Raw genomic sequence first — 25,026 nt, 5'->3', positions numbered from 1 at the left:
TGTCAGTCACCCCCCGCGAACGGCGTCATCTCCTCTAACACCTGTTCCATCCCCTCCTCGTCGTCGGGTGTCACCATCGTCGCCTCGCGCTCCGACGGTGCCTTCGGGATGGGGTCCACCGACGAGACGATGGTCGGCGAGCCGTCCAGTCCGACGAAGTCCGGGTCGAGATTCAGCTCCTCGTGGTTCCACATCGTGAGGTGGTCATCGTAGTTCTCGGCGCGTCGCTTCGTCTGCTCGCGCAGGTCCTTCAGTTCGAGGCGGTGCTCCGCGCGGCGGTACGTCGGCTCGAACTCGGGGTCGGTGACGACGAAACACGGCAGCGGTGCCTCCACTGTCTCTATCTCGTCGACGTCGCCCTCGACGAGGCGCTTCGCGCGCACCACGTCGTTCTCGGGCTCGATGTCGAGCGAGATGACGTGCGTGAGGACCGGCCGGTCCAGCCCCCAGCACGTCTGCGGGCCGGTGTGGCCAGTCTCGCCGTCGGCCGTCTTGAAGCCCGCAAACACCACGTCGGGCTCTTTGTCCATGTGTTCGAGCGCGGTCGTCAGCGTGATGGCGGTCGCCCAGGTGTCCGCGGCGGCGAACTCCCGGTCGGACACCAGCACGAGGTCGTCGGCGTACACGTCGCGCATCCCCTCCTCGAGGATGTTCTCGTAGCCGGGCGGGCCCATGCTACAGAGCGTGACGTTCCCACCGTGTCGTACCTTCGTCTGCAGGGCTGCTCGCAACGCGAACTTGTCGTTCGGGTTCATGACCGTCGGGGTCTTCCCGCGCTCGAGGTGGCCGTCCTCGTCGAAGGACACCTGGCCCTCCCGGAAGTCGGGAACCCCCTTCGTGAGTACTGCTATCTCCATCGGTTCCTATGCACGCCCCTGCCGTCCTGCGTCCACGTCGATGGCGTCGACCGGACAGACGTCGACACAGAGCATACAGTCGATACACTGGGCCTCGTTCGCCGGGTCGGCCTTGATCTCCGATTCCGGGTGGCCTGGCGTGTCCAACCACTCGAACACGTCCACCGGGCAGTCCTCCAGACACGCGCCGTCGGCGAGGCAGATATCGAAGTCGACCGCGACGTGGGTGCCGTGGATGCCGAGCGTGTCGGGCTCCTCTACCGGCCCCCAGACGTCGTGGCCGTTGTGCTCGTCGGCGAGCTCTCGGTTCTCCTCGAAGTTCGGGTCAATGGGCATTGTCACCTAGGGACGAAGGCTGCCCGGGTCTTAAATTTACGTTCGTGAACGTCGGGAGGGCGGCGCGGTCGGCAGTCGCCGCTGGCCGCCACGAGACCTGCTCGGAGTGCACCAGCACGCTCCTCGCCGGCACAACATCCTTGATGGCGACGAAACTATCGGGTGACATGGCGTTCAGTACCCTCCCCGGTGGCGTCGACCCCGTCCTCGTCGTCGCCCTCGTCTTCCTCGTCGCCGGCATCGTCGGCAGCCTCGTCCCATCGATGCCCGGACCCCTGCTCTCGGTCGCAGGCGTGCTCATCTTCTGGCTCTGGGGCGACGGACTCGGCGCGTTCGTCGCGGTCGGCCTCGTCGCAGTCGGGCTGTTCGCCGTCGCGGCAGACCTGCTCGCCGACGCCGTCTCCGCGCGCGTCGGCGGTGCGTCCTGGCGCACGACGCTGCTGGCGAGCGCGGTCGGCCTCGCGCTGCTGTTCGTCACCGGGCCACTGGGTATCATCGTCGGCGTCGTCGGCACCGTCTTCGCCCTCGAGTACGTTGAGACGGAGGACCGCCGGCACGCGGCCCGGGCCGCCGCGACGACCAGCCTCGGCATCCTCGCGAGCGCGGTCGTACAGGCGCTCCTGACGCTGTCGATGCTGCTCGGGTTCGCCCTGTTCGTCTTCGTCTGGTGAGAAAGAGCGGCGGCGTCCTCGACTCGGCAGCTACTCGTGGGCGAAGTACGCTACGGAGCCGTCGTCGTCGTGGGCGTCGACGCGGGCGAAGCCCACGCGCTCGAACTGCACCATCGTGTCGACCGGCTGGTCGCGGAAGCCGGGCTCTGCGTGCCCCTCGACGACGCCGTCCATCGTCCAGAGCTCGACGGGCTCGTTGTCGTCCGCGGGCACCCAGTGCACCACGTCGACGCCCTCCTCGCGGACCGCCGAGATGTCGTCGCCGGTGTACTGGAGCGCGTCACGGGTGAACCTGAAACAGCCCAGCCCCTTCAGCCAGACGCGCTCCTCGCGCTCGGGCAGGTCCGCCGGCTCGAGTAGCACGGCCGCGCCGACCGGAATCTCGCGGGTTCCGCGGTCCTCGTGGTCGGGGTGAACCGGCGGCTCGCCCGCCTCCGGCGCGCCGCCGACGATACCGAGTTCGGTGCCGTCACGCACGAGGAACTGTCGGTCCGCACCGCCGTCGATCAGATCGCGGTTCTTCGAGTAGACCGACGACATCGCGAGGTCGACGTTCGAGGTCGACGTGCCGAGTTCGATCATCGACTCGACGATGGCCTCGCCGCGGATGCCCCGCCGGCGGAGGCTCTTGATGATCGGCGCGCGCGGGTCGTCCCAGCCGTCCAGCTCGCCGGCGTCGACGAGCTCCTTGAGCGTCGAGGTGGACATCTTCACGTCGTACGCCTCGACCTGGACGTGGCCCCAGTGGACGACTTCGGGGTACTCCCAGTCGAAGTAGTCGTAGACGAACCGCTGGCGCTTCGCGGAGTCCTGCAGGTCGATGCCGCGGATGATGTGCGTGATGCCGACGAGGTGGTCGTCGATGCCGGACTGGAAGTCGAGCATCGGCCAGCAACGGTACCCTTCCGCCTCCTCCCGCGGGTGGGGGGTGTCGATCATCCGGAACGCGACCCAGTCACGGAGCGCGGGGTTCTTGTGCTCGATGTCGGTCTTCACGCGGAGCACCATCTCGCCGGAGCTGTACTCGCCGGCGACCATGTCCTCGAACTCCGCCATGGTGGTCTCGGCGTCCTTCTCACGGTGCGGACAGGCCTCGCCGCTGTTCTTCATATCGGAGAACTCGCCCTGCGGGCACGAGCAGGTGTACGCCCCGCCCATCTCGATGAGCTCCCGGGCGTGCTCGTAGTACGTCTCCATCCGGTCGCTGGCCTTCAGCACTTCGTCGGGCTCGAAGCCGAGGTACTCGATATCCTCGAGGATGTCGTCGTAGGCGTCGAGGTCCGGGCGCTTCGTTTCGGGGTCCGTGTCGTCGAAGCGGACGCAGAACCAGCCGTCGTAGCGCTCCTTGTACGTCCCGATGACGGCGGGCATCCGCGCGTGGCCGACGTGCCACGGCCCGTTCGGGTTCGGTGCACAGCGCATCCGGACCTGGTCGTACTCCTCGGCGTTGTCCAGGTCCGGCAGCGTGTGCTGCTCGCCCTCGTCCTCGCTGTCGAGCTCCTCCAGCAGCTCCGGCGCGAGCTCGCCCAGCCGCTCGCGCTTCTCGGCGTGGTCCATCTGGTTGACGCGGCCGCAGACGCCCCCGACCACGCCGGGCACCTCGTCGCCGTGCTCGCGGAAGGCCGGGTTCTCGCCCATCAGTGGGCCCATCACCGCGCCGACGGCGGCGTCGCTCTCGTGTTTGATGGCGTTGAACAGGGCGTGCTTCTCGGCCTCTCGCTCGACCTGCTCGCGTAGCGAATCGTCCATTGGCGTGGCGTACAGCCGGAACCGTCAAAACAGTCGTGATGTTCGACGGCCCCGCTCGTTGGGCGACAGCCCCCATGCAACCGGCCGCGCGAGGGACGAGAAACACAGCGCCAGCGAACATCGGTCACGAAACGCGAGCGTTTCGTGAGCATCTCGCAGAATCGAGGACTCTGCGGACTCGTCGGGACCCTCCGGTTTCCGAGACACCGGAGCTCGCTGATTTCCGGCGGATGCAGGAGGCTGGGAAGGGTCGAGGGCGGTCCCGTGCCTGTGCGGGGAGAGCACTGAAACGGACGAGAGCCTCGAAGTTTTCTAGCTGTGTCGACCATAGGTAAGTCACCCGGGAGAGACCCATCAGGAGCTATCGAACTGTTCAGAGAGCCGCCAACGACGGTTCGAGAAGACAGCAGACCCCGCGTACTCCATCCACCGCGGAGCCACTCACCGTACCGGATTCACCGGTCGCACCGCAGTTGTCACCGACAGGACTGCAAAGCGCCACTATCGTACCGCAGTCGTCGTCGCACGCACCGCAGTCGTTGCCTCCGTACCGCAACCGCACCGTCGTTCGCACGTAGTGACCGACAGCGCGTCGGTCGACCACCTAGATTCGGAGTGCCGGTCGGGAAGCCGGCACAGCCACGGACACAGTCTGCGTCGTCGGGTCCTCTCACTCGGTCGCGGATTCGGGGAAACGGCGCGTGTTGAACACGCGCTGGGCGACGAGGGCGTCGGACATCTCGCCCGCACGCCACTGCTCGACCCACGTCGCCTCGACGTGGTACTCCTCGGCCTGGCTCTCGAACCGGTCGGCGATGCTCGCCTCGAGCCGGGCCGAGGGGCCGTCGCTCTCGATGATGAGCCCGTACGAGGAGATGACCTGACCGATCTCATCGCGGGACTCTGCGCTGTCCGACGCCTGGGACTCGTACTCGAGGTCGACGACTTCGTCGCTGTACGTCATGCTCGTCACCGACATACCGTGTGTCTCCTCGAGAATCCAGCGCAGTTCGCCGAGGGTGCCCTCGCCGTCCTGGTCCGGTTCCGACTTCTGTACCTGGTTGCCGCCGAGGCACCCGGCGAGTCCCGCCAGGGCCGCAGCCCCACCCGCGAGGACGCTCCGCCGCGTCGTGATGCTGTCCTGTGGCATATCTACTGGTTGCGAGGGAGACCCACTAAAACCGCGGAGGGTTTCGCCCCGCGATACGGCGCTCGACTCAGGAACTGAGTCGCCCGCGAGAAGCTAGTAGCCGCGCTCTATCAGGTAGTCAGCGATGTCGCACAGCAGGTCGCGAGCATCGTTGTCCGGAAGGACTTCGAGCCGTGACTTGCCGCGCTCGACGAGGTCTCGTGCGGTCTGGTTGGCGTACTCGATACTGCCTGCCTCCTCGAGCGTCGCCACCGCGTCGTCGATCTCGGGTTCGGTGACCGCCTCGACGCTGTCGGTGTCGACCAGACCGCCGACGTCGACGCCCTGCTCGCGGGCGTGGACCGTGATGAGCGTCTGCTTGTTCTCGACGAGGTCAGAGCCGCGCTGCTTGCCGAGCTTGTCCGAGGGCACGGTGAGGTCGAGCACGTCGTCCTGTATCTGGAACGCCCGCCCGACGTCGAGACCGTAGCCGTACAGCGCGTCGACGACTTCCTCGTCCGCCGAGAGCAGTTCGCCGGCGATGGCGGCCGAGGCCGCGTACAGCACCGCCGTCTTCTGCTCGATCATCTCGAGGTACTCGTCCGGGTCCACATCCCGGCGGGTCTCGAAGGAGACGTCGAGGCTCTGGCCCTCGCATATCTTCGTGCAGGTCGACGCCAGCGTGTCGGTAGCTGCGACGACCCGCTCCGGCGGGGCGGCCGTCTCGACCATTATCTCGAACGCCTTCGAGTACAGCGTGTCGCCCGCGAGAATCGCCGTTTCGAGGTCGTACTCCTTGTGGACCGCCGGCACGCCCCGCCGGAGGTCGTCGTCGTCCATGATGTCGTCGTGGATGAGTGTGAACGACTGGATGACCTCGACGCTGACGGCGGCGGCCATGAGGTCCACCGACTCGTCGGTCAGGGACCGGAACTCGCGGTAGTCCGCCGACATCGGCTCCACGTCGGTCAGCGCCTCGCCGACGACGAGCAGCACCGTGGGACGGAGCCGCTTCCCACCCGCGTCCAGCAAGTAGCGAGACGCCTCGTAGAGCCGCTCGGGCGACTTGATGGGCAGCTCCTCGGTGATGGCCTCGTTGACGAGCTCGCGTCGCTGGCCCACCGCGTCGAGCACCGCCTGTTCTCGCGTCTGCGGGTCCGTCATGCTGTCACTCGGTCAGCTGGATGAGGTTACCGTTACGGGTGACGTGGAGGTCGCGGCCCATCTTGTAGCCCTCGCTCTCGCAGAGGTTGACGTAGCTGCTGAAGCCGCTCATGTCCTGGTGGGCCGGGATGATGTTCTGGGGCTGGAGCGCCTGCAGCATCTCGTAGTGGCCCTCCTGGTTCAGGTGGCCGGAGACGTGGATGTCGTCGTAGATGCGTGCGCCCTGCATCCCGAGCAGGCGCTCGGACTGGTAGCGCTGGCCCTCGTTCGTCGGCTCCGGGATGACCCGTGCCGAGAAGATGACCTTGTCGCCGTCCTCTAACTCGTAGGGAGTCTCGCCGCGACCCATCCGGGTGAGCATCGCGCGCGGCTCGCCCTGGTGGCCCGTGACGATGGGCAGGAAGTTGCCCTTCCCCTCCTTCATGACCCGCTTGAACGTGCGGTCGACGGACTTCCGGTGGCCGAACATCCCGAGGTCGCCCGGGAAGTCGACGAAGCCGAGTCGCTCGGCGGTGCCGGAGTACTTCTCCATCGAGCGCCCGAGCAGCACCGGCTGGCGGCCGATGTCGCGCGCGAACTCGACGAGGGACTTCACGCGGGCGATGTGGCTGGAGAACGTGGTGGCGACGATGCCGCCCGAGTAGTCCTCCATCGAGTACATCACGTCCTTGAGGTGCCGTCGCGCGACGGACTCGCTGGGCGTGCGACCCTTCTTGTTCGCGTTGGTACAGTCCTCGATGTAACAGAGGACGCCCTCGCCCTCGCGGCCGATCTCGCGGAACCGCTTCATGTCGATGGGGTCACCGATGACCGGCGTGTGGTCCATGCGCTTGTCGAGGCCGTAGACGACCGCGCCCTCGGGCGTGTGCAGGACCGGGTTGATGGCGTCGATGATGGAGTGCGTGACGTTGACGAACTCGAGCTCGACCTGCCCGGAGTCGCCGATGGTCATCGTCTCGCCGGCGTCCATCTTCACGAGGTCGTTCTCGACCCCGAACTTCTGCTCGCTCTCGACCTGCTGTTTGACGAGCTCGATCGTGAAGGGTGTGGCCACGACGGGCGCGTCGTAGCGGTGGGCCAGCTTCGAGATGGCCCCGATGTGGTCGAGGTGGCCGTGCGTCGGCACGATGGCCTTCACGTCGCCCTCGAGTTCGCTCATGATCCGGTCGTCCGGAATGGCCCCCATGTCGATGAGGTCCAGGCTGTGCATCTTCTCGGTCTCGACGTTGTCGTGGATGAGAACCTGCGAGAGGTTCAGACCCATGTCGAAGACGACGACGTCGTCACCGGCTCGGACGGCAGTCATCTGCCGGCCGACTTCCTCGTATCCGCCAATGGTTGCGATTTCGATTTCCATGGTTGTGTAGCACCGAAATGCCGCGTCTCGGTATATGCAAACTCCCCCGGAGAACGGAACGCTACGCCCCGGCGTCTTACAGCGCGTCGGCGCACATCCCGCTATGTGGGCGCGAGCGCTGCTGGATTCGCCGGCAGCGTCGCGACCACACTTACCCGCGGGGTCTGTTAACCGACCATTCTCGGTCCGAGGTTAAAAGCACGTGGGTTACGCGGCGGCGACCACCGGATACGAATGGGACTGTACGATGAGAGTTCGCTGCTGAGGCTGAGGCACGACTCCCCGGACCGGCCCGTGTGAACGTTCCACAGGTTTAACTTTCACTGTGTCGTACCCGAGGTATGGCGTCGTGCTCGTTCTGTGGGCGGTCCGTCGAGGGGTTTCCGTACTCCTGCAACGAGTGCGGCGAGACCCACTGTGCCCGCCATCGCCTCCCCGAGCGACACGAGTGTCGGGGGCTGGCACGTGTCTCGGACAGGGCCGACGAGGACTCGGCCTTCATCGGTCGGACCGAGGAGCAGGACAGACAGGAGAGCGGCGTCATCGCCCGAGCCTTCCACGCAGTGCTGGCACCACTCCGCCGTCTTCGGCGGTAGCGGCCCGCTCCTCGCGGCCGCGGTTCACCCGACCGTCGTCCCCGGCGCCTCGCCGTCGAGGAACGCGGACAGGTCGTCAAGCCCGAACACGCTCGCCGGCGTGGGCAGGTCCAGCAGCGTCCGCACCTTCCCGGCCATCCCGCCGGAGACGTCCGTCGACTCGGCCCCGCCGAGCGCATCGGCGGCGTCGTCGAACCGCTCGATTCTGGGAATCACCTCGCCGTCCGTGTCGAGGACGCCGGGGACCGTCGAGCAGAGGCCCACTCTGTCCGCGTCGAGGCTCCGTGCGAGCGACGTGACTATCTCGTCCCCCGATAGCACCGTCACACCCTCGCCACGATGGGCGATGACGTCACCGTGGAGCACCGGGACGAACCCTTCGGCCCGGAGCGTCGCGACCTGCTCGGCCGGCAGGGTGAGTTCGCCGCCGGAGTCCCGGCTCGCGGCCGAGAACGGATGCACCGGCACCGCCGGCACGTCACGGTCGTGGAGCCGCCGCAGCACGAGCCCGTTCAGCGCCTTCATCGCCGAATGAATCTCGGTCAGACCCTCGATTTCGTGGGTCCCAGCAGTCGTGCTCACGCCGTGGGCCTCGGCGTTGTGGTGACCGAAGCTGCCGCCACCGTGGACCACTACGAGGTCGTCGCTCGCACGCGCGACCGCGTCCGCCGCCCGGTCGAGTGCCTCGCCGTCGACGGTCTCGGCCCGGTCCTTGTCTGTGATGACCGAGCCCCCGAGCTTGAGGACGGTCGTCACGAGACGACCACCCCGTCGCGGGCGAGCTCGGCACGGAACGCCACTTCGCAGGACTGCGAGTACGAGAGCGCCGTCTCCGTCGCCGCCGAGTCGTCGAGCGCGACGATGCAGCCCCCACCCCCCGCGCCCGTCAGCTTCGCGCCATACGCACCTGCTTCGCGGGCGGTCCACACCATCTCGTCGAGCGAACGCGAGGAGACGCCCAGCGCCTCCAGCAACCCGTGGTCGAAGTCCATCAGCCGTCCGAGTTCGTCGAGCGAGGGGTCGGCCTCGGTCAGGACGGCCTCGCCACGGCGGACGATGTCGCCGATAGCAGTGACCGTGTCCGCCGCGAAGTCGTAGCGCTCCCGCAGGTCGCGGACCCCCGCGACCAGCTCGCCGGTGTTGCCGGACCCGCCGTCGAATCCGATGACGAACGGGAGGTCGGGCGCGTCGAGCGTCCGGCAGTCGTCACCCTCGACGCGGACCGCACCACCCATGGCGGAACAGAACGTATCCGCCCGCGACGCCTGCCCATCCTGCACGTCGGCTTCGACCTGGTAGGCGCGGTCCGCGATCTCGCGCGGGTCCAGCTCGACGCCGAGCTCCGCCGCGGTCGCCGCGATGGTCGCGACGACGACCGCCGCCGAGGAGCCGAGCCCCGCGCCGAGCGGGATCTCGCTCTCGACGGTGACATCGAAGCCCGCGTCCGGCACGTCGCAGGCGTCCCTGGCCTGCTCGACCGCACCGTCGACGTACTCCGTCGCCGCCTCGAGCAGCTCGGTCGGGACCTCCACGCCGAGCTCGTCCGTCGCCGCGCCGTACTCGACGGTGAACCCCTCTATCTCGAGGTCTCGGGCGTCGACACGGAGTCTCCCGTCGGTACGCTCCTCGACCGTGACGGTCGCCCGCCGCTCGACTGCACACGGGACCGCCGGCTCGCCGTAGACGACCGCGTGCTCCCCGAACAGGTACACTTTCCCTGGGGCGCTTGCCGTGACCATACCGACTCTCTCCCCCGCCACTCGTATGAGTGTTGTCGATTCCGCGGGAGCCAGAACACTCCTAAGTCTAGCAACCATTCTACATGTCAGGTACGTGCAACCGTTTCTCCGCCTCTACGTCGCTTCGATGCTGTTCTCGACTATCGTCGCAACCAGCCTTGCTGTGCTGGTCTGGCGGCGCGACGACGGTCGTGGCGGTCGCTGGTTCGCACTCTCGCTCTGTGGAATCGCTCTCTGGACGGGGTTCCAGTCCCTGTCGGTGCTCGCCACCACCCGTGCCACGTCGATACTCTGGCTGAAGTTCACGTTTCTCGGGTCTGGGGCCGCCGGCATCGGCCTCCTGCTGTTCGCGCTGGTGTACACCGGTCGCGGACATCTCGTGACGCCGCGACTCGTCGCACTGCTCTCCGCGGAGCCGCTGCTCACCCTCACGCTCGTCTTCACCTCCGAGCGCCACGACCTCATCTTCAGGTCCCTCCGGCTCCACCCGGAGACCGGTCAGCTCCTGGCCGTCGAATACGCCTCGACGTACCTCGTGCACCTCGCGTACATGTCGATCCTGCTCGCGCTCACCACCGCGCTGCTGTTGCAGCTCTGCTTCCGTGCCCGGGACCTCTACAGGGGGCAGTCGATCGCCATCCTCGTAGCGCTCGGGCTCCCGTGGGCCGGGACCATCGTCGACGGTATCGTCGCGCCACCGATGAACGTCACCGAACCCACGTTCACCGTCAGCGTGGTCTTGCTCTGGGTCGGCCTCTTCTGGTACGACCTCGTCGAGGTCCCACCCGTCGCCAGGGCACGGGTCCTCGAGACCCTCTCCGAGGGCGTGCTCGTCGTGAACGGCCGCGGGAGGGTGGTCGACGTCAACACGGTCGCCGCGTCGCTGCTCGACCTCGACGAGTCCGCCGTCGGCAACCCGGCCTCGGATGTACTCGCTACACACCCCCCACTGCGTGCCGTCGTCACCGACTCGACGGCGCGTGCGGCCGCCCCCGTCCACATCGACGCCCCGACCGGCGAACGGTACCTGGAGGTCGAACGCACCACTCTCGGCGAGCACGCCGGCGAGGTGTTCCTCCTCCAGGACGTCACCGAACGCATCCGGCACGAACGCGAGCTCGAACGCCAGAACGAGCGCCTCGACCAGTTCGCTAGCGTCGTCAGCCACGACCTCCGGAACCCACTGAACGTCGCCGAGGGCTACGTCGACCTGCTCGACGAACACGTCGACGGACAGGAGCCCACAGCCTACCTTGAGGAGGTCGAGACCAGCCACGACCGCATGGCCCGTATCGTCGACGACGTGCTCGCGCTCGCCCGCGACGGTGACGCCGTCGAACAGCCGGAGCCCGTCCCGCTCGCGGACGTCGTCGCGAACGCCTGGGCGCAGGTCGAGACGGCCGACGCCACGCTCGCCTGCGAGCTCGACCGAACGGTTCAGGGCGACGGCAGCCAGCTCCAGCGCAGCTTCGAGAACCTGTTCCGGAACGCGGTCGAGCACGGCGGCCGGACCGTGACCGTCACTGTCGGCGAACTCGACGACGGCAGTGGCTTCTTCGTCGCCGACGACGGCCCCGGCATCCCCGACGCCGAGCGCGAGGCCATCGTCGACTCCGGCTACTCGGGCACCGACGGCACCGGACTCGGACTCGCCATCGTCGATACCGTCGTCCGCGCCCACGGCTGGACACTCGCAGTCACCGACTCCGAGACCGACGGGGCTCGCTTCGAGGTCCGGGACGTCGCGTTCGTCGCCGCCGGGGCCACCGTGTGAGAACAGCCGTCGCTCCGTGCCGGTGGAGAACGGAAAAAGTCAGCCAGTTCAGATACCGCTCTCGAAGTCGTCGAGGGAGTACGTGGGCTCGGCACCGCGGCGGTCGAGCGTCTCGTTGGCCAGCAGCCAGTAGACGACCGACAGCGCCTTGCGCCCCTTGTTGTTCGTCGGGACGACGAGGTCGACGTTGCTCGTCTGGTTGTTCGAGTCACACATCGCGATGACGGGGATGCCGACCGTAATCGCCTCCTTGACGGCCTGGGCGTCGCCGATGGGGTCGGTGACGACCAGCACGTCCGGCTCGATGTAGCCGTCGTACTTCGGGTTCGTCAGCGTCCCGGGGATGAAGCGGCCCGTCCGGGCGCGTGCGCCGACCGCGTCGGCGAACTTCTCGGCCGGGAACCGACCGTACTGGCGCGAGGACGTGACGAGGATCTGCTCGGGATTGTAGTTCGAGAGGAAGTCCGCAGCCGTCCGGATGCGGCTGTCGGTCATCCCGACGTCGAGGACGTACAGCCCGTCGGTCCGGACACGGTGGATGAACCGCTCCATGTCCTTGGTATTCTGCTGGGTACCGATGTGGACACCGGCACCGAGGTAGTCCTCGACGGGGATGAGCAGGTCGGCCTCGTCGTCGGCCATGACGTCCTCGTCGAACGCGGACTCCTCCTCTGGTTCGGCCTCGGCCTCGACGGCCTCGGCGTCCTGTTCCTCGGCGGGCGCGGCGTCCTCGACTGGCTCCTCGTCGACCGCCTCGTCGGCGGCGTCGAGGTCCACGTCGGAGTCGGACGCGTCGAGCCCCTCCTGATCGGGTTCCTGGTCTGTCATAGTGCGTCGTCTGCGATTCGGATGAGTTCGTTCAGCTTGGCGGTTCGCTCGCCACCGACCGCGCCCGTCTTGATGAACGGTGCGTCGGTCGCGACGGCGAGGTGTGCGATCGTCGTGTCCTCGGTCTCCCCCGAGCGATGGGAGATGACCGGGTCGTAGCCGTTCCGGACCGCGAGCTCGACCGCGTCGAACGCGTCGGTCAGCGTCCCGATCTGGTTCGGCTTGATGAGGATGCTGTTGCCGGCGCCGAGCTCGATGCCGGTCGAGAGCCGCTCCGTGTTGGTGACGAACAGGTCGTCACCACAGACGAGCGTGCGGTGGCCCACGCGGTCCGTAAGCGTCGCGTAGCTCTCGTAGTCGTCCTCGTCGAGGGGGTCCTCGACGTAGACGAGGTCGTACTCGTCGACGAGTTCGGCGACGTAGTCGATCTGCTCCTGCGTGGTCCGCGTCTCGTCGCCGTACCGGTAGACCTCCTCGTCGGCGTCGTACAGCTCCGCGGCGGCCACGTCGAGGCCGAAGCCGACCTCGAAGCCGACCTCGTCCTCGACGCGCTCCACCGCCTCCTCGACGATCTCGAACGCCTCGGCGTCGTCGATAGACGGCGCCCAGGCACCCTCGTCACCCTTGCCGCAGGGGACGTCACGCTCGTCGAGCAGGTCAGCGACGGCCTCGTGGACGGCCGCGTTCGCGAACACCGCGTCCGCGACGTTCGGCGCGCCGACCGGCGCGGCGAGGAACTCTTGGATGTGGGTCGCGTCGGCGGCGTGTTCGCCACCACCGACCACGTTGCCCAGCGGAACCGGGAAGTTCCCGCCGCGGAACGCACCGCCGAGGTGCTGGAACAGCGGCGCGCCGAGGACGTCCGCACCGGCCTTCGCCGCCGCCATCGAGATGGCGACCGCGCTGTTGGCGCCGATGCCGGAGAAGTCTTCGGTGCCGTCCGCCGCGTGGAGTGCGGCGTCGACCTCGCGCTGGTTCCCGGCGTACACCTGGCCGACGAGACGCGGGATCGCGTCCTCGCGTGCGTTCGCGATGGCCTCGCCCGGTGGGAGTTCGACCGCCTCGTACTCGCCCGTGCTCGCACCCGAGGGTGCGGCCGCACGACCGAAGCCACCGCTCTCGGTGAGCACGTCGGCCTCGACCGTGGGATTCCCACGGGAGTCGAGCACACGACGGAGTCGGACGTCGCTGACGAGCGTCATTCCTTCCCTCGTTTGACCGTGAACGGGAGCGCGTTCGCGTCGTACTCCTCGGCAGCGACGAGGATCGGCTCCGTCTGGTCCGTCTCGATGAGGACCGGCGCACCGTAGGACACCTGCAGCGCTCGCGCGCCGAGGATGCGTGCCTTCTCGTACCGGTTGTATCGTTGTCGGGGCATTACTGGTAGGGGCTCACGATGTCGACGAGGTCCTTGTGCGAGACGAGCATCCGGCGACAGCAGTAACGGTCGACGCCGAGCTCGTCGAGCACCTCTTCGGGGTCCTCGTCACCCTCTCGGGTCCGTGCTTTGAACTCCTCCCAGTGCTCGCCGACGACGTTGCCGCACGTGAAACACCGGACTGGTACCATCATGGACTGATCACCTTAGCGGTAGGACTTCTGGTAGCGGGCCCGAGCGCCGGGGCCGCCCCACTTCTTGGGTTCGGACTGGCGGACGTCGTTGACCAGCAGCGAGCGGTCGAACTCCATGTACGCGTCGCGGAGTTCGGCGTCGCCGGAGTGCTGGACGAGGCCACGGGCGATCGCGGTGCGCACCGCGTCGGCCTGGCCGCTGATGCCGCCACCGGAGACCTCGATGTCGACGTCCACGTCGTCGCGGACGTCGTCGACGATGCGGAACGGCTCCAGCATCTTGAGCCGGGAGATCTCGGGTTCGACGAGCTCGACCGGCTTGGAGTTGATTCGGACGCGACCCTCGCCTTCTTTGACGGTCGCGCGGGCGATGGCCGTCTTCTTCTTGCCTGATGTGTTCGTTACCATGTGACGTTAGCACCCAGTTCAGCCGAGACCTCACCCAGCTGGACGAACTTGATGTTCGAGAGTCGATCCAGCGACGTGCCGTCGAGCACCTCGCCGTCGTCGTCGTACGGGTTGCCGACGTAGACGCGGACGCCCTCGAATGCCTCGCGGCCTGCCGTCGTCTTGTACGGCATCATGCCGCGGATGGACCGCTTGAAGATGCGGTCCGGGCGCTTCGGGTAGTACGGGCCACTGTCGGACCCGACGTCGACACGCTTCCGGTAGGTCGACATGATGTCGTCCTCCGAACCCGTGATGATCGCCTCCTCGGCGTTGACGACCGCGATGGTCTCGCCGTCGAGTGCGCGCTCTGCGACCAGAGACGCGACGCGACCGAGGATACAGTCGCTGGCGTCCACGATGACGTCTGCGTCGAACTCTGCGAGACTCATCGGATCACCCGGACGTTCGAGCCTTCGGGGTTCTGTTCGATTGCCTGTTCCAGTTCGAGCGATTCGCCGACCTGGTCGATCTTGGTCTCCGCGGACGACGAGAAGTCGACCGCCGCGACCGTGACCGACTTCGAGAGGGCACCCGAACCGAGCACCTTGCCCGGGACGATGACCGTCTCGTCTTCCTGTGCGTATCGCTCGATCCGACCGAGATTGACCTCCGCGTGCGTGCGGCGGGGTTTCTCGAGTCGGGTTGCTACGTCGCTCCAGACGTCAGCGTCCGTTTCTCTGGACACCGACTTCAGCTCGGCGATGAGACTGCTGAGCCGTGGGTTTGTCTTACTCATGACTTTCCTCCTGCTAGTTTCGGTAGAAGTGGATGCAGGGAGCAGGATTTGAACCTGCGGACCCCTATGGGACAGCGCCCTGAACGCTGCGCCGTTGGCCAGACTTGGCTATCCCTGCTCGCACCCTTGCGGGTACACATCCCTTCTGTGCCCCCCTTCAAACCACTTTCGATTGCCGGCCGCGAGTCGGGGACGGGAGCGTCGTCGCTCCGCGTGCGAGACCAGGTGGTCTCGCCCCCGCGAGCGGCCGTCAGGGTGTGGTTGGAAGGGGTCATATTCTTACAACGATACTGCGTCTTCGAGCTCGAGCGCGCGCGACTCGATGGAGTCGGTTGCGCGGTTGACGAGCTCCTCGACCGTCATCGACCCGTCGGTCTCGACGTGGAACACGAACGCCTTCTCGACGTCGTGCACCGCGACCTCCTTACCCGGGAACTTCTGGGTGAGGTCGTTGTCGAATTCGGCCGTGTCGACGAGTTCGCCGTCGATCTCGACGACGCCTCGCACGATGTTGGGTTCGCTCTCCTCGAACTCGTCGGCGTCGCCGACGACCTCCACGCGCTGGAGGTGCCGGTAGCCGACGGAGACGCCGCCCTGATGCTTGGCGTGAGCCTTGCCGGTTTCGAGGACCGCGTCGGCTTCGAGTTCGAGACGCTGGCCGTCCTTCAGCTCGATAATGGGGACGTTCTGGTCCGCGGGCTGGACCATGTCGTCCGCGCTGACGAGATCGCCAGAGTACGCCGTCGCCGGCCCCTCCACGTCGATGGAGAGCGTGACGACATCGTCCTCGTCGAACTCGGCCGGCGGGGTCGTGAGCGGCACGAGCCCCAGACGGAGCGCGATCTGCTCGTCGAACATCACCGACGAGTTCTCGATGACGCGCACCTCGTCGATTGCGAGGGTGGGCACGTCTGCGATCATCGTCCGGCGGATGCCGTTCGCGAACGCGGGGGTGACCCCGCGCACGAGGAACAGCGCTTTCCGGTCGCCGCGTTCGACGAACTCGACCTCGTAGTCCTCGTCCATGGCTCAGAACCCGCCCTTGCCTTTCGGTGCTCGGGACCCGTCGTGTGGAATCGGCGTGACGTCCTCGATGCGGCCGATCTCGAAGTCCTCACGGGCGAGTGCGCGAATCGCTGCCTGCGCACCCGGGCCGGGGGACTTCTGCAGGTTGCCACCGGGACCTCGCACGCGAACGTGCAGGCCCTCGATGCCAGCCGCACGGATCTCGTCCGCGATGGACTCGACCATCTGCATCGCCGCGTACGGCGAGGCCTCGTCGCGGTTCTGCTTGACAGCAGTTCCGCCGGAGGACTTCGCGATGGTCTCCGCGCCGGTCAGGTCCGTGACCGTCATGACGGTGTTGTTGAACGATGCGTGTACGTGGGCGACGCCCCACTTGTCGTCTTCTTGTTCTGCCATGTTACTGACCCTCCGCACGCTCGGGGTGCAGGTCGTCCGCGAGCGGACTGTTCTCGTCGAACGCGATGCTGTCCTCCTCGGACACCTCGACCGTGTACGAGGGCACGCGGACGCGTGCGCCCTCGACGGTGATGTGGCCGTGGACGATGAACTGCCGCGCCTGGCTGGTCGTGTTGGCCAGCCCCTTGCGGTAGGCCACCGTCTGGAGGCGGCGTTCGAGGATGTCCGAGATCTCGAGCGACAGGACCTGGTCGAGCTGGTCCGCCTCGTCGAGGATGCCGATTCGCTTGAGTCGTGTGAGGAACTCGCCGCCTGCCGTGGCGACCTCGTCCTCGGACTGGGTCTGACCGAGCAGGTCACGAGCCTCGCGACGGTAGTCGCGCAGCTCGGACTGTGCCCGCCAGAGCTCCTCCTTGTTCTTCAGGCCATAGCGCTCGACGAGGCTGTGTTCCTCGCTGATGCGCTCGCCCTGCCACGGGTGGTTCGGCGTCTCGTAGGACTTCGTGTTGCTACCGAGCGCCATTATTCGTCACCCTCCGCAGCTTCCTCGGCTTCCTGCTCCCGGATCTCCTCGACGTTGACGCCGATGGTCCCCTCGGTACGACCGGTGGACTTCGTGCGCTGGCCGCGCACCTTCTGTCCCTTCTTGTGCCGGACGCCCCGGTAGGAGCTGATCATCTTCATCCGGTTGATGTCGTAGCGTCGCGACATCTGGAGCTCGTTGCCGACCTCGTGGGTGGTCTCGCCGGTGTAGAAGTCGTTCTGGCGGTTGGTGAGCCAGTCCGGAACTTCGTCGGCGTACTCGTCTACTTTCTCGACGACGGCGTCGATCGCGTCGTCGTCCAGACGGCCGAACGTGGCCGTCCGGTCGACGCCCGCCTTGTCGGCGATGATACGCGCCGTGCGTCGGCCGATGCCGTTCATCTCGATGAGCGAGCGTTCGACGGACTTCGTCCCATCGAGGTCTGTCTGCCCGATGCGGACGAAGTACTGAAGGTCTTCGTCGTCTTGCTCGTCCTGTGGTTCTTCTGCACTCATGTGTGGTGGTGTGCGAAGTGCCCGCTGCACTTCTGGTTGGATGGTCACACCGTGCCCAAAAGCCGGTGTGAAGTTCCGACGTCGTGGCTGGGATTCGAACCCAGGAGGCTTGACGCCACAGAGTTAGCAACCCTGCGCCTTGGGCCAGGCTTGGCTACCACGACTCGCGTGTGTTATCTTCGCCCTCTCGGACTCGGGACCGATGCCCCTACAGCGTAGTGCGTCTCAACGTATTCCGGTACACTACTTAAGCCCAACGGAACGTCCCGCTGCTGCGAACCCGTCTCATGCAGGCGATTCTCGGCCGCGAACGGTCGTCGTCGAGCTCAATCCGTCGAGCTGTAGCCGTCCTCGACCCCGCCGTCGTACGCGGGTTGTGGCTCGGCGGACGTGTCGTCGACGCCTCCGTCGTCAGCCTCGTCGGGCGCGTCGACGTACTCGTCGTTCACCTCCCACCCGCCGTCGCCGTTGCGGACCATGTACTCGCCGTAGAACGGGACCCGGTTCGCGACGGTCTCCCGGAACGTCTCCCGTATCTCGTCTCTGGTCATCTCGCCCATCGAGCGCAGGTCGTCGTTCCGGTTGAGACAGCCCTTCAGGTAGCCGTCGTGGGTGACCCGGATCCGGTGGCAGTTCGCACAGAACGTCGGGTTCTCGACGGGGTCGACGATCTCGACCATCCCGCCGGTCGTTCCGTCCACGTCGCCGTCGTCCGGAGCGTCCTCGTCCCGAATCCAGTACCGTCTGCGGTCGTGCATCTCGCGGTGTTCGACCCGGTCGGCGCGCTCGCCCAGCCAGTCGTGGACCCGGTCGATGTCGATGGCCCACTCGGGTTTCCCGACCAGCTCGGGCATGTACTCGATGAGCTGGAGCCGGAGCCCGTCGTTCTCCGCGACGTGGTCGACCATCTGGGGGACGTAACCGGCGGTCTTCTCGAAGACGACCATGTTGAGCTTCACCGGCGAGAGCCCGGCGTCGAGGGCGGCCTCTACACCTTCGAGCACGCGGTCGTACGCACCGGACTGCGTGACGGCGGCGAACTGCTCGGGGTCGAGCGCGTCCTGCGAGACGTTCACCCGCGAGAGCCCGGCGTCGACGAGAGCCTCGGCACGACCCGGGAGGAACGTCCCGTTCGTCGTCATCGAGGCCTCCATCGAGTCCGGGGTACGCCGGATGATCTCCTCCAGGTCCTGCCGGAGCATCGGCTCGCCGCCGGTGAACTTCACGCTGTCGACGTCGAACTCGGCGGCGACCTCGAGGAAACGGACCACGTCGTCGGCGCTCATCTCGTGGTCCTGGGGTGCCATCGGGCCGCGCGTGTCGCCCAGCCCCTCGTTGTGGCAGTAGACGCAGTCGAAGTTGCACCGGTCGGTCAGCGAGACGCGCACCCCGGAGACCTCCCGACCGAACTCGTCTGCGAGCATGTGTCACACGGTGGGTTCGAACGTGCTTAAATCCGCCGTCCAGTTGCGGCGGAACTGACCGCTATCGCGCCGGCCCCTGCAGGTCACATGTCCGGCATCATCTCCAGCTCGCCGGCCTGCACGCCCCAGAGGTCGGCGTAGGTGCCGTTCTCGGCGAGCAGGAGGATGTCGGGGTCACGGAGTAGCACCCGGGCGATGCCGATACGCTGGCGCTGTACGTCGCCCGCGACGGCTCCGTCGTCGAAACACAGCACCGGAGTGTCGAGGGCGCGACGCCGGACGCCAGGGACGCGGCAGACGTGGAGGCCGCCGAGGCGGAGTCCATCCGAGAGCGCGGTCAGGACGGCTGCTCGCCGGCCCGCGGCGCGACCCGCCGCACGGCCGGCAGCGCGAGCAGCGCGATGGCGAGCTCCAGCCCACCGACGACGAGGAACGCCGACAGGTAGTCGGCCGACTCGACGACGAGCCCGCCGACGAGGAACCCCGTCAGGAAGCCGAGACTCCCGAACACGTTGAACCCACCCATGGCGGCCCCGCGCTGGTCCGTCGCCGCGATGTCGGTGACGAGAGCCATCGTCGCTGGGGCCATCAGCGCGCCGCAGACGCCGGCGGCGGCCATCGCGGCGGCTGCGAGGAGGTGGACCGGTGCGAGGCCGACCGCGACGATGGTCAGGCCGTAGACGACCGAGCCGCCGACGACCGGCAGGAACCGGCCGATCCTGTCAGAGAGCGAGCCGAACGGGTACTGGAGCAGCGCGAACGGCAGGAAGAAGCACGCGAGCGTCAGCCCCGCCATCGCCGCGTCGAGGTCGAACACGTCGCGGAAGTAGTAGACGCCGACGAGGGAGAAGAACCCGGCCGTCGAGCGGTCGATGAAGCCGAAAGCGTACGGCACCCCGAGCGAGGGACGCTCGCGGAGTCGGTCGAGGATAGTACCGACACCGGGGCTCTTCGTCGGCGTGCGGTCGGGCACCGTGGCGGCGAGCAGCCCCGCCGAGAGGAGCACCGCCGCGCTCGCGTACAGCGGTGTCAGCGGTCCCAGCGTGGATAGCTGCCCGCCCACGACCGAGCCGAGCGCGGCGCCGAGGCCGATGGCGATGCCCGCCGCGCCCATGTTCCGCCCGTGACCGCCCGAGAGGTCCATCAGCATCGTGATGGCGAGCGAGAACGCCCCGATGGTCAACGCGCCGCCGACGAGTCGGACCACGAGGACGGCCCCCCAGCCGAGCCCGAGAGAGGGGAGCTGTGTCAGCAGGAGGTAGCAGGCCACCCCGCCGACCGCCCCGGCGACGACCCAGGGGACCCGCTTGCCGGTCACGTCGCTGACGACGCCCCAGATGCCCGCGAACGTGACGAAGGCGGCGAACTCCGCGACGAGGAACCACATCCCGGCCTGGATCCCCCCAGGGGCACCGAGCGCGACGACGAGGTCCGAGAGGCCGGGGTAGAGGAACACCTGCGAGACGAGCACGCCCCAGACCACGAGTGCAAGGCGGAGCCGCGCGGAGCGTACCGTCGATTCCATGGGGACAGTCGGGCCCGAGGGGACAAAACGGATGCGCCTTCCGCCGCCACGCGGAGGGCGTCCCAGACGGGTCGGTCTCGGTGTGCGATACCTCGAACTCAGTCGCCTGTCGGTCCGGATGCCTGGTCGCCCATGGGAGACGCCAGTGGCCACCGCTGGAAAAATATTAGCTAAAGAATATTTTAGCCGGGTGCCCGTGCTCGAAGGGTCCCGCCTTCGAAGCCCTTACCATCCGTTCGCCCGGAGTAGGCCACATGGACGAAGACGCCGTCCTCGACCGTCTCGGCACCGTCGAGGACCCCGACCTCGGTGACGATATCGTCTCGCTCGGCCTGGTGAACGACGTGTCGGTCGACGGCGACACCGTCGCCATCTCGCTCGCCCTCGGCGCGCCGTACTCGCCGAAGGAGACAGACATCGCGAACGCGGTGCGCGAGGCGTTCGCCGACACGGACGTCGACCTCGACCTCTCGGCGCGCATCGTCGACGACCTCTCGGCCGGGGACGAGGTGTTCCCCAACGTCGAGAACGTCATCGCCGTCGCCTCCGGCAAGGGCGGCGTCGGCAAGTCGACCATGGCCGTGAATATCGCGGCCGGACTGGCCGACATGGGTGCCAGCGTGGGGCTGTTCGACGCCGACGTCTACGGCCCGAACGTCCCCCGGATGGTCGACGCCGACGAGCCGCCGGGGGCGACCGAGGACGAACAGCTCGTCCCGCCCGAGCAGTTCGGGATGAAGCTCATGTCGATGGCATTCCTCGTCGGGGACGACGACCCCGTCATCTGGCGCGGCCCGATGGTCCACAAGGTCCTCACCCAGCTCTGGGAGGACGTGGAGTGGGGCCACCTCGACTACATGGTCATCGACCTCCCGCCGGGCACGGGCGACACGCAGCTCACCCTGCTCCAGACTGTGCCCGTCACCGGCTCCGTCATCGTCACGACGCCCCAGGAGGTCGCCCTCGACGACGCCCGCAAGGGCCTCGAGATGTTCGGCAAGCACGACACCGTCGTCCTCGGCATCGCCGAGAACATGGGGACGTTCAAGTGTCCCGACTGCGGCGGCGAGCACGCCATCTTCGGCGAGGGCGGCGGCGAGCGCTTCGCCGACGTGCACGACATGCCGTTCCTCGGCTCGGTTCCCCTCGACCCGGCCGTCCGCACCGGCGGCGACGAGGGGAAGCCCGTCGTCCTCGACGAGGGCAGCGACACCGGCGCGGCGTTCCGCGAGATAACGGAGAACGTCGCGAACAACATCGGTTTCGTCCGCCGTCAGAAGCAGGCGAACACCCGGTGACGAACGATGGGCGAGGACAGCACCGCGGCCGACGGCACCGACCCGCTCCCCGACCCGGACCCGGAGACCGTCGCCGTCCTCCGTGAGGTCGCCGAGGAGATACGCGGCGAGAGCTCCGAGTCCGAACAGCTCGCGAATATCCTCTACCGCACCAGCGACATCTACGACGCCGACGAGGAGACGACGCCCGAGGACGTCGTGAAGAACGTGAAGTTCATCCTCGAAGTGAAAGAACGCGGCGGGCTCGGTCGGTAACTCCAGACGACTTTTGTCCGTGCCCGCCCACGTTTCCGGCGTGGACGCCAATCAGGACGAGCCTGCGAACCCGTTCGGCATGGACGAGGACTGCACGAACTGCGACCTCTGCGAGCGACGCGAGCGCGTCGTCCACGGCTACGGCGACGTGGGCGCGGACTTCCTCTTCGTCGGCGAAGGGCCGGACGGGGCCGCGGAAGCTGCCGGCGTGCCGTTCGGCCGCGACGACGCGTTCGGTCGGGTACTGCAACGCCTCGGCCTCCGTCGCGTCGACGACGACCCCGACGAGCCCGAACTCGGGAACGTGTTCCTGACCACCCTGACCCGGTGTCACCACCCCGACCGCGCGGCCACCGACGACGAAATCGGTACCTGCGAGCCGTACCTCAACGCCGAGATACGCATGATAAACCCCGAGATCATCGTCCCGGTGGGTGAGCGGGCGCTCGCGGAGATCGGCACGGAGTACACGACGACGCCCGCCGCGGACCTCGACCTCTACGCCCAGCACGGCGAGGCCATCCGTGGACGTGGCTTCGAACTCGTGCCGATGATTCCGCCCCGGGAGGCGACCGACGAGCAGGTCCAGACGTTCGTCGAGCGGTTCGCGGCGCTCATGGCGTCGGACTACAGGCAGACGAAAGGACGACGAGAACGCTGACGCGGGCGCCCAGCTACCAGTACTGCCCCGACAGCCAGCGGCGGGACCGGCCACCCACGGCGAGCAGCCCGACGACGACGAGGCCGACGAGCGCGAGCGTCGCCGCGGCGGGCGCGACCGACACCGATTCCGGCGGTGCGGCGAGGCCGTTCCCGAGGAGGACGACCGAGGTAACCGCCGAGAGGACGATACCGAACGGAACGAGGAACCCGAGCGCCTTCAGCCAGTTCATACCCCAACACGGGGTCGGCCGCGACTTAATTCCCACCCATCGCACAGGAACGGCGGCTTGAAGGCCCCGCGGCCGACAGGTTCGGATATGACACTCGTGGTCGTTTTCGCCGAGCCCCCGCGCGAGGGACTCGTCCTGTCCCGACTCGCTGACACCTCGCCGCTGTCGGACGCCGAGGCGGCGGACTGTTACGCGGCGATGCTCGCCGACGCCGTCTTCGCCGCCGACAACTCCGGCGGCGACGTGCTGGTGAACTACCGCAGCGACGACGAACTCCCGGACGAGTTCGTCGACGCCGACGAGTCCGCCGAGGAAGCCGTCCGGGCCGTCGTCGACCGCGCAGCCGAGGACCCCTCTGACGTACGCTTCGAAGTACAGGTCGGGTCGACCCGCGGCGGCCGCGTGGGCAACACCGTCACGCACCTGCTCCGGAACGAGGGCGAGAAATCGGTGCTGACCCTCGACGGCAACGCCCCCCTGGTCGGCCGGAAAGACATCGACAGCGCGGCGATGAAGCTCCGCACCTCGGACGTCGTCGTCGGACCCGCCACCGACGGCAGGGTCTGGACCGCGGCCTTCTGCGAGGCCATCGACTTCGACGGCGCGTTCGCCAGCCCCACCGTCGAGACCCTCGTCGACCGCGGGACCGACGCCGACCTCGACGTGGACTTCCTCCCGAGCTATCGGACCGTCGAGACCGGCTCCGACCTCGCCGACGTGGTCTCTCTCGTCCGGGCTCGCGCGAAGGCCGGCCGCATCGTCCCGAAGTTCACCACCGAGTTCGTCCGGGACCACGGCCTCCACGTCGTCGACGGCGATGATGGCCCGGAGCTCGTGCGCGACTGACGCTACTTCTGGCCCCAGAAGCCCTCGCCCGTCCGGACGACGATGTCGTCGGTCACCCGCACCTGACACGCGAGCCGCAGCCCCGACTCCAGCGAGTGTGGAGGGAACTTCAGCCGCGCGCGTTCTCGCGCCCCGGGTGACGACGGCTCGACCGTGCCCTCGATGGCCACGGCGCAGGTCCCGCAGGTCGACAGGCCGTGACAGGAGACGGCCGTCGGCCCGTTGTGCGGTGAGAGATCAGCATCGAGCAGCACGTCGCGGAGTGTCTCACCGGTCTCGCACTCGACGGTCTCACCCTGGAACTCGACGGTCGGCATGGTTGACCATCGGTGCTGGAGCGAGTTGTGTGCTGGGACGCCGGAACGCGAGCAACCGACAACTCTTAGGAGCCGAACGCAGAATCACCGCACGAGGTGGGGTGGCAGAGCGGCCTATTGCGCCTGCCTTGAAAGCAGGTGGCGTCATGCCTCCTGGGTTCGAATCCCAGCCCCACCGCATTCTCACGAACACGTGCGAGGAGCGCCAGCGACGAGCACCGTGAGTGAGATGCGGGGTACGCGGGGATTCGAATCAGGGAGCGGAACGCAGCGGAGCGACCGTGGTTCGAATCCCAGCCCCACCGTCCGACGACGAGCTCAGGGCCCGTGTGGCCGCGGCGCTCACCGCCGACCGGCCAGGCGTCTGATTCATCCGTCTCGCCCGCGTACGTACCGGTATGAACAGACTCACGAAGACGGCACTCGCGGGCGGCACGCTGGCACTCGGAGCCTGGGTCGCCTGGGGCGCGTACTCGTCGCGGTCGGCCGAGGCGGTACCCTACGAACAGGTCCGCGAGGTAGACGGCGTCGAGATACGGCGGTACCCGCGGACCGTGCTCGTCGAGACGACGGCTCCGGACCAGCAGACCGCGTTCCAGCGGCTGTTCCGATACATCTCCGGCGAGAACGAGCGACAGGACGAGATCGAGATGACCGCGCCCGTCGAGACCCGGGATGGCGAGTCCGTGTCGATGACCGCGCCGGTCCGCTCGGACGACGCCAGCGCCGGCGGGACGCGCATGGCGTTCTACCTGCCCGAGGAGTACGGGCCGGAGTCGGCCCCGGTGCCGACGGAGTCGACGGTCCGGCTGGTGGTCGAGCCGTCGAAGGAGGTCGCCGTCGTCGGGTTCTCGTGGTACGCACCGGACTGGCGGGTTGAGCGACTGGAGGAGCAGTTGCTCTCGACACTCGCCGACGAGGGGCTCGAACCGACCGGCGAGCCGTACCTGCTGCGGTACGACGACCCGTGGACGCCGCCGTTCATGCGCCGGAACGAGGTCGCGGTCGAGGTAGCCGAGACTGGCTGACTTCGCCGGCTGCTGGGGGACG

The 25,026-nt window shown here is 67.6% G+C and carries 32 protein-coding genes and 3 tRNA genes; 9 read left to right on the top strand and 26 right to left on the bottom strand.

What is annotated here, in order from left to right; all coding sequences use genetic code 11:
* Positions 1-2: 2 nt before the first annotated feature.
* Positions 3-857 (bottom strand): electron transfer flavoprotein subunit beta/FixA family protein, encoded by an 855-nt coding sequence (locus NO978_RS13295; protein WP_257300072.1) that lies wholly within the window; start codon positions 855-857, stop codon positions 3-5.
* 6 nt (positions 858-863) lie between these two features.
* Positions 864-1,193, bottom strand: coding sequence for a ferredoxin family protein (locus NO978_RS13290; RefSeq protein WP_257300123.1), 330 nt, complete (start codon positions 1,191-1,193; stop codon positions 864-866).
* A 167-nt stretch (positions 1,194-1,360) separates the two neighbouring features.
* On the opposite strand from NO978_RS13290, the gene NO978_RS13285 reads away from it, so the two are divergent.
* Positions 1,361-1,864, top strand: coding sequence for a DUF456 domain-containing protein (locus NO978_RS13285; RefSeq protein ID WP_257300071.1), 504 nt, complete (start codon positions 1,361-1,363; stop codon positions 1,862-1,864).
* Positions 1,865-1,894: 30 nt separating this feature from the next.
* Here NO978_RS13285 and NO978_RS13280 read toward each other — a convergent pair whose 3' ends face one another.
* From NO978_RS13280 to NO978_RS13265, 4 genes are all read right to left on the bottom strand, one after another.
* On the bottom strand, positions 1,895-3,613 hold the full coding sequence (locus NO978_RS13280) for a glutamate--tRNA ligase (RefSeq protein ID WP_257300070.1): 1,719 nt from the start codon (positions 3,611-3,613) through the stop codon (positions 1,895-1,897).
* A gap of 670 nt (positions 3,614-4,283) precedes the next feature.
* Positions 4,284-4,763, bottom strand: coding sequence for a hypothetical protein (locus NO978_RS13275; RefSeq protein ID WP_257300069.1), 480 nt, complete (start codon positions 4,761-4,763; stop codon positions 4,284-4,286).
* A gap of 93 nt (positions 4,764-4,856) precedes the next feature.
* A complete protein-coding gene (locus NO978_RS13270) occupies positions 4,857-5,906 on the bottom strand; it encodes a geranylfarnesyl diphosphate synthase (protein WP_257300068.1) in 1,050 nt (349 codons plus the stop codon).
* Positions 5,907-5,910: 4 nt separating this feature from the next.
* Positions 5,911-7,263, bottom strand: a complete 1,353-nt coding sequence (locus tag NO978_RS13265) for a ribonuclease J (RefSeq protein WP_257300067.1) — start codon at positions 7,261-7,263, stop codon at positions 5,911-5,913.
* 341 nt (positions 7,264-7,604) lie between these two features.
* Here NO978_RS13265 and NO978_RS13260 point away from each other — a divergent pair, with 341 nt between their 5' ends.
* Positions 7,605-7,859, top strand: coding sequence for a zinc finger AN1 domain-containing stress-associated protein (locus NO978_RS13260; protein ID WP_257300066.1), 255 nt, complete (start codon positions 7,605-7,607; stop codon positions 7,857-7,859).
* A gap of 24 nt (positions 7,860-7,883) precedes the next feature.
* On the opposite strand, the gene NO978_RS13255 is transcribed toward NO978_RS13260, so the two are convergent.
* Together NO978_RS13255 and mvk are read right to left on the bottom strand one after the other, a co-directional pair.
* Positions 7,884-8,615 carry an isopentenyl phosphate kinase gene (locus NO978_RS13255; RefSeq protein WP_257300065.1) on the bottom strand — a complete coding sequence of 244 codons (732 nt, stop codon included), beginning with the start codon at positions 8,613-8,615 and terminating at the stop codon, positions 7,884-7,886.
* Entirely contained in the window at positions 8,612-9,598 is a 987-nt protein-coding gene (gene mvk, locus NO978_RS13250; protein ID WP_257300064.1) for a mevalonate kinase, read from the bottom strand. The genes NO978_RS13255 and mvk overlap by 4 nt, the downstream gene beginning before the upstream one ends.
* Positions 9,599-9,692: 94 nt before the next feature.
* Between mvk and NO978_RS13245 the strand changes: the two genes are divergently transcribed.
* Positions 9,693-11,372 carry a histidine kinase N-terminal 7TM domain-containing protein gene (locus NO978_RS13245; RefSeq protein WP_257300063.1) on the top strand — a complete coding sequence of 560 codons (1,680 nt, stop codon included), beginning with the start codon at positions 9,693-9,695 and terminating at the stop codon, positions 11,370-11,372.
* A gap of 48 nt (positions 11,373-11,420) precedes the next feature.
* Here NO978_RS13245 and rpsB read toward each other — a convergent pair whose 3' ends face one another.
* From rpsB to NO978_RS13165, 16 genes are all read right to left on the bottom strand, one after another.
* Positions 11,421-12,200: a 30S ribosomal protein S2 gene (gene rpsB / locus NO978_RS13240; RefSeq protein WP_257300062.1), complete on the bottom strand. Its 780-nt coding sequence runs from the start codon at positions 12,198-12,200 to the stop codon at positions 11,421-11,423.
* A complete protein-coding gene (gene eno, locus NO978_RS13235; protein ID WP_257300061.1) occupies positions 12,197-13,402 on the bottom strand; it encodes a phosphopyruvate hydratase in 1,206 nt (401 codons plus the stop codon). The genes rpsB and eno overlap by 4 nt, the downstream gene beginning before the upstream one ends.
* On the bottom strand, positions 13,399-13,578 hold the full coding sequence (locus NO978_RS13230) for a DNA-directed RNA polymerase subunit K (protein ID WP_089731722.1): 180 nt from the start codon (positions 13,576-13,578) through the stop codon (positions 13,399-13,401). The genes eno and NO978_RS13230 overlap by 4 nt, the downstream gene beginning before the upstream one ends.
* Positions 13,578-13,772: a DNA-directed RNA polymerase subunit N gene (locus tag NO978_RS13225; RefSeq protein WP_089731721.1), complete on the bottom strand. Its 195-nt coding sequence runs from the start codon at positions 13,770-13,772 to the stop codon at positions 13,578-13,580. Before NO978_RS13225 ends, NO978_RS13230 begins: the two co-directional genes overlap by 1 nt.
* A gap of 12 nt (positions 13,773-13,784) precedes the next feature.
* Positions 13,785-14,180 (bottom strand): 30S ribosomal protein S9, encoded by a 396-nt coding sequence (locus NO978_RS13220; RefSeq protein ID WP_257300060.1) that lies wholly within the window; start codon positions 14,178-14,180, stop codon positions 13,785-13,787.
* Positions 14,174-14,611 (bottom strand): 50S ribosomal protein L13, encoded by a 438-nt coding sequence (locus NO978_RS13215; protein ID WP_257300059.1) that lies wholly within the window; start codon positions 14,609-14,611, stop codon positions 14,174-14,176. Before NO978_RS13215 ends, NO978_RS13220 begins: the two co-directional genes overlap by 7 nt.
* On the bottom strand, positions 14,608-15,003 hold the full coding sequence (locus NO978_RS13210; RefSeq protein WP_368407881.1) for a 50S ribosomal protein L18e: 396 nt from the start codon (positions 15,001-15,003) through the stop codon (positions 14,608-14,610). The genes NO978_RS13215 and NO978_RS13210 overlap by 4 nt, the downstream gene beginning before the upstream one ends.
* Positions 14,992-15,076, bottom strand: a tRNA-Leu gene (locus NO978_RS13205). Before NO978_RS13205 ends, NO978_RS13210 begins: the two co-directional genes overlap by 12 nt.
* A 161-nt stretch (positions 15,077-15,237) precedes the next feature.
* A complete protein-coding gene (locus tag NO978_RS13200) occupies positions 15,238-15,984 on the bottom strand; it encodes a DNA-directed RNA polymerase subunit D (RefSeq protein WP_257300058.1) in 747 nt (248 codons plus the stop codon).
* A gap of 3 nt (positions 15,985-15,987) precedes the next feature.
* The gene (locus tag NO978_RS13195) at positions 15,988-16,380 is read right to left on the bottom strand and encodes a 30S ribosomal protein S11 (protein ID WP_089731716.1); all 393 of its coding nucleotides are present in this window, start codon (positions 16,378-16,380) and stop codon (positions 15,988-15,990) included.
* 1 nt (position 16,381) lies between these two features.
* Positions 16,382-16,903: a 30S ribosomal protein S4 gene (locus tag NO978_RS13190; protein ID WP_257300057.1), complete on the bottom strand. Its 522-nt coding sequence runs from the start codon at positions 16,901-16,903 to the stop codon at positions 16,382-16,384.
* A complete protein-coding gene (locus NO978_RS13185; protein WP_257300056.1) occupies positions 16,903-17,418 on the bottom strand; it encodes a 30S ribosomal protein S13 in 516 nt (171 codons plus the stop codon). Before NO978_RS13185 ends, NO978_RS13190 begins: the two co-directional genes overlap by 1 nt.
* Positions 17,419-17,497: 79 nt before the next feature.
* Positions 17,498-17,582: transfer RNA gene (locus tag NO978_RS13180), tRNA-Ser, on the bottom strand.
* 162 nt (positions 17,583-17,744) lie between these two features.
* The gene (moaA, locus tag NO978_RS13175) at positions 17,745-18,842 is read right to left on the bottom strand and encodes a GTP 3',8-cyclase MoaA (RefSeq protein WP_257300055.1); all 1,098 of its coding nucleotides are present in this window, start codon (positions 18,840-18,842) and stop codon (positions 17,745-17,747) included.
* Positions 18,843-18,925: 83 nt separating this feature from the next.
* Entirely contained in the window at positions 18,926-19,096 is a 171-nt protein-coding gene (locus NO978_RS13170; protein WP_257300054.1) for a hypothetical protein, read from the bottom strand.
* A gap of 83 nt (positions 19,097-19,179) precedes the next feature.
* Positions 19,180-20,367: an MFS transporter gene (locus tag NO978_RS13165; RefSeq protein WP_257300053.1), complete on the bottom strand. Its 1,188-nt coding sequence runs from the start codon at positions 20,365-20,367 to the stop codon at positions 19,180-19,182.
* 254 nt (positions 20,368-20,621) lie between these two features.
* On the opposite strand from NO978_RS13165, the gene NO978_RS13160 reads away from it, so the two are divergent.
* The 3 genes from NO978_RS13160 to NO978_RS13150 are packed head-to-tail and all read left to right on the top strand — an operon-like array spanning position 20,622 to position 22,581.
* Positions 20,622-21,665, top strand: a complete 1,044-nt coding sequence (locus NO978_RS13160) for an Mrp/NBP35 family ATP-binding protein (RefSeq protein WP_257300052.1) — start codon at positions 20,622-20,624, stop codon at positions 21,663-21,665.
* A gap of 6 nt (positions 21,666-21,671) precedes the next feature.
* Positions 21,672-21,920: a hypothetical protein gene (locus NO978_RS13155; RefSeq protein ID WP_257300051.1), complete on the top strand. Its 249-nt coding sequence runs from the start codon at positions 21,672-21,674 to the stop codon at positions 21,918-21,920.
* Positions 21,921-21,960: 40 nt separating this feature from the next.
* The gene (locus tag NO978_RS13150) at positions 21,961-22,581 is read left to right on the top strand and encodes a uracil-DNA glycosylase (protein ID WP_257300050.1); all 621 of its coding nucleotides are present in this window, start codon (positions 21,961-21,963) and stop codon (positions 22,579-22,581) included.
* Between the two features lie 13 nt (positions 22,582-22,594).
* Here NO978_RS13150 and NO978_RS13145 read toward each other — a convergent pair whose 3' ends face one another.
* Positions 22,595-22,813: a hypothetical protein gene (locus NO978_RS13145; protein WP_257300049.1), complete on the bottom strand. Its 219-nt coding sequence runs from the start codon at positions 22,811-22,813 to the stop codon at positions 22,595-22,597.
* Positions 22,814-22,900: 87 nt separating this feature from the next.
* On the opposite strand from NO978_RS13145, the gene NO978_RS13140 reads away from it, so the two are divergent.
* Positions 22,901-23,659: a DUF2064 domain-containing protein gene (locus NO978_RS13140; RefSeq protein ID WP_257300048.1), complete on the top strand. Its 759-nt coding sequence runs from the start codon at positions 22,901-22,903 to the stop codon at positions 23,657-23,659.
* Positions 23,660-23,661: 2 nt separating this feature from the next.
* Here the strand turns inward: NO978_RS13140 and NO978_RS13135 are convergent, their stop codons facing one another.
* Positions 23,662-23,976 (bottom strand): 2Fe-2S iron-sulfur cluster binding domain-containing protein, encoded by a 315-nt coding sequence (locus NO978_RS13135; RefSeq protein ID WP_257300047.1) that lies wholly within the window; start codon positions 23,974-23,976, stop codon positions 23,662-23,664.
* A gap of 95 nt (positions 23,977-24,071) precedes the next feature.
* Here NO978_RS13135 and NO978_RS13130 point away from each other — a divergent pair.
* Positions 24,072-24,154: transfer RNA gene (locus NO978_RS13130), tRNA-Ser, on the top strand.
* Positions 24,155-24,374: 220 nt separating this feature from the next.
* Positions 24,375-25,004, top strand: a complete 630-nt coding sequence (locus tag NO978_RS13125; RefSeq protein WP_257300046.1) for a heme-binding protein — start codon at positions 24,375-24,377, stop codon at positions 25,002-25,004.
* The last annotated feature ends 22 nt before the right edge of the window (positions 25,005-25,026 follow it).

It is taken from the genome of Haloarchaeobius sp. FL176 (genome assembly GCF_024609245.1).
Lineage (GTDB): Archaea > Halobacteriota > Halobacteria > Halobacteriales > Natrialbaceae > Haloarchaeobius.
This window is presented reverse-complemented; position numbering and strand designations above follow the sequence as displayed.

Excerpts from the sequence above, each read along its gene's own strand:
- NO978_RS13165 (WP_257300053.1), bottom strand. The coding sequence starts at position 20,367 with ATGGAATCGACGGTACGCTCCGCGCGGCTCCGCCTTGCACTCGTGGTC.
- NO978_RS13155 (WP_257300051.1), top strand. The coding sequence starts at position 21,672 with ATGGGCGAGGACAGCACCGCGGCCGACGGCACCGACCCGCTCCCCGAC.
- NO978_RS13265 (WP_257300067.1), bottom strand. The coding sequence starts at position 7,263 with ATGGAAATCGAAATCGCAACCATTGGCGGATACGAGGAAGTCGGCCGG.
- NO978_RS13220 (WP_257300060.1), bottom strand. The coding sequence starts at position 14,180 with ATGGTAACGAACACATCAGGCAAGAAGAAGACGGCCATCGCCCGCGCG.
- NO978_RS13270 (WP_257300068.1), bottom strand. The coding sequence starts at position 5,906 with ATGACGGACCCGCAGACGCGAGAACAGGCGGTGCTCGACGCGGTGGGC.
- NO978_RS13125 (WP_257300046.1), top strand. The coding sequence starts at position 24,375 with ATGAACAGACTCACGAAGACGGCACTCGCGGGCGGCACGCTGGCACTC.
- NO978_RS13145 (WP_257300049.1), bottom strand. The coding sequence starts at position 22,813 with ATGAACTGGCTGAAGGCGCTCGGGTTCCTCGTTCCGTTCGGTATCGTC.
- NO978_RS13280 (WP_257300070.1), bottom strand. The coding sequence starts at position 3,613 with ATGGACGATTCGCTACGCGAGCAGGTCGAGCGAGAGGCCGAGAAGCAC.
- NO978_RS13140 (WP_257300048.1), top strand. The coding sequence starts at position 22,901 with ATGACACTCGTGGTCGTTTTCGCCGAGCCCCCGCGCGAGGGACTCGTC.
- NO978_RS13215 (WP_257300059.1), bottom strand. The coding sequence starts at position 14,611 with ATGAGTCTCGCAGAGTTCGACGCAGACGTCATCGTGGACGCCAGCGAC.
- NO978_RS13160 (WP_257300052.1), top strand. The coding sequence starts at position 20,622 with ATGGACGAAGACGCCGTCCTCGACCGTCTCGGCACCGTCGAGGACCCC.
- NO978_RS13275 (WP_257300069.1), bottom strand. The coding sequence starts at position 4,763 with ATGCCACAGGACAGCATCACGACGCGGCGGAGCGTCCTCGCGGGTGGG.
- NO978_RS13230 (WP_089731722.1), bottom strand. The coding sequence starts at position 13,578 with ATGCCCCGACAACGATACAACCGGTACGAGAAGGCACGCATCCTCGGC.
- NO978_RS13200 (WP_257300058.1), bottom strand. The coding sequence starts at position 15,984 with ATGGACGAGGACTACGAGGTCGAGTTCGTCGAACGCGGCGACCGGAAA.
- NO978_RS13290 (WP_257300123.1), bottom strand. The coding sequence starts at position 1,193 with ATGCCCATTGACCCGAACTTCGAGGAGAACCGAGAGCTCGCCGACGAG.
- NO978_RS13225 (WP_089731721.1), bottom strand. The coding sequence starts at position 13,772 with ATGATGGTACCAGTCCGGTGTTTCACGTGCGGCAACGTCGTCGGCGAG.
- NO978_RS13190 (WP_257300057.1), bottom strand. The coding sequence starts at position 16,903 with ATGGCGCTCGGTAGCAACACGAAGTCCTACGAGACGCCGAACCACCCG.
- moaA (WP_257300055.1), bottom strand. The coding sequence starts at position 18,842 with ATGCTCGCAGACGAGTTCGGTCGGGAGGTCTCCGGGGTGCGCGTCTCG.
- NO978_RS13260 (WP_257300066.1), top strand. The coding sequence starts at position 7,605 with ATGGCGTCGTGCTCGTTCTGTGGGCGGTCCGTCGAGGGGTTTCCGTAC.
- rpsB (WP_257300062.1), bottom strand. The coding sequence starts at position 12,200 with ATGACAGACCAGGAACCCGATCAGGAGGGGCTCGACGCGTCCGACTCC.
- NO978_RS13135 (WP_257300047.1), bottom strand. The coding sequence starts at position 23,976 with ATGCCGACCGTCGAGTTCCAGGGTGAGACCGTCGAGTGCGAGACCGGT.
- eno (WP_257300061.1), bottom strand. The coding sequence starts at position 13,402 with ATGACGCTCGTCAGCGACGTCCGACTCCGTCGTGTGCTCGACTCCCGT.
- NO978_RS13185 (WP_257300056.1), bottom strand. The coding sequence starts at position 17,418 with ATGAGTGCAGAAGAACCACAGGACGAGCAAGACGACGAAGACCTTCAG.
- mvk (WP_257300064.1), bottom strand. The coding sequence starts at position 9,598 with ATGGTCACGGCAAGCGCCCCAGGGAAAGTGTACCTGTTCGGGGAGCAC.
- NO978_RS13285 (WP_257300071.1), top strand. The coding sequence starts at position 1,361 with ATGGCGTTCAGTACCCTCCCCGGTGGCGTCGACCCCGTCCTCGTCGTC.
- NO978_RS13195 (WP_089731716.1), bottom strand. The coding sequence starts at position 16,380 with ATGGCAGAACAAGAAGACGACAAGTGGGGCGTCGCCCACGTACACGCA.
- NO978_RS13295 (WP_257300072.1), bottom strand. The coding sequence starts at position 857 with ATGGAGATAGCAGTACTCACGAAGGGGGTTCCCGACTTCCGGGAGGGC.